Here is a 989-nt window from a genome sequence, read left to right as displayed (position 1 = left end):
CAGTACCAAATAGGTACATGACTAAAAGTGCAATGGCCTGAAAATTAATCCCCATCCAGGCTTCATCTGGCACCGTCAGTCCTATCAAAATAACGTAGACAGGCAACCGTGCAGAACAACTCATCCAAGGGGTTACCAAAATGGTTATCAATCGTTCTTTGCTGTTGCTAATGTTTCTACTGGCCATTATACCTGGTATGGCACAAGCCATTCCTGAGATCAAAGGCACCACACTTTTTCCATGCAATCCAAATGGACGCATGATACGGTCCATAAGAAAACAACCCTAGAGAAATAGCCTGTATCTTCCAGAAAAGCAAGGAAGCCAAACAATAGCGCTATTTGGGGAATGAAAATCACCACACCACCAATACCTGTTATGATCCCTTCGGCCAATAAATCTGTAAAAACTCCTGGAGGCAGTGTTTCTACCACCCAACTACTTAATGAAGCAAAAGTACTGTCTATAAAATCCATTGGCGCTTCAGCCCAGGCAAAATTGCCTGAAAAATGAGCAACATGATACCAAAAAAGGTTACATACCCCCAAATAGGATGAAGGAAAATAGCATCCAATTTCCCATGAAATTTTCTTGGCTCATTCGTTCCCGAAAGCACAGATTTACTAAGTAGCTCCTTAATTTTTTCGGTACCTATCAGTAGTTTCTTTTGTCTGTTGCTCCTGGTTATCAAAATGAAAAGCCGAAGCACGTTCTTCCAACCACATCCGTTTTTCCTCAGATAAGGTAGGATCAAAAGAAGCAAAAATCAATTGTTGAAAGGCCTGATAGGGCTGGCTAAAACCAAATTTTTCTTGAACTTCTCCAAGCAACTCAGGGAATTCAAGCTCATGAAAAGGTTTCCCCACAACAAATTTATCTTCAAGAAATAAAGACTTTACCGTGTCTAGCCCCTGATTGTTTCGGGCATCGGTCATGACCAAAGGAACGCCTAATTCCTGGTACAATGCAAATGTTTTAATGTTTAAGC

The 989-nt window shown here is 41.1% G+C and carries 3 protein-coding genes; 1 reads left to right on the top strand and 2 read right to left on the bottom strand.

The window, feature by feature from the left end; genetic code table 11:
* Positions 1–262, bottom strand: a 262-nt coding sequence (locus ADIWIN_RS21760; RefSeq protein ID WP_316929626.1) for a nucleoside recognition domain-containing protein, incomplete at its 3' end; no start/stop codon positions are given.
* An 87-nt stretch (positions 263–349) separates the two neighbouring features.
* Here ADIWIN_RS21760 and ADIWIN_RS21755 point away from each other — a divergent pair.
* Positions 350–514 (top strand): hypothetical protein, encoded by a 165-nt coding sequence (locus tag ADIWIN_RS21755; protein WP_316929625.1) that lies wholly within the window; start codon positions 350–352, stop codon positions 512–514.
* Positions 515–636: 122 nt separating this feature from the next.
* On the opposite strand, the gene ADIWIN_RS21750 is transcribed toward ADIWIN_RS21755, so the two are convergent.
* Positions 637–989: hypothetical protein (locus ADIWIN_RS21750; protein ID WP_316929624.1), on the bottom strand; the 353-nt coding region annotated here is incomplete at its 5' end.

This window comes from Winogradskyella psychrotolerans RS-3 (genome assembly GCF_000427335.1).
Classification (GTDB): domain Bacteria; phylum Bacteroidota; class Bacteroidia; order Flavobacteriales; family Flavobacteriaceae; genus Winogradskyella; species Winogradskyella psychrotolerans.
Note: the sequence above shows the minus strand (reverse complement) of the source record. Positions and strands in the feature narration are given on the sequence as shown.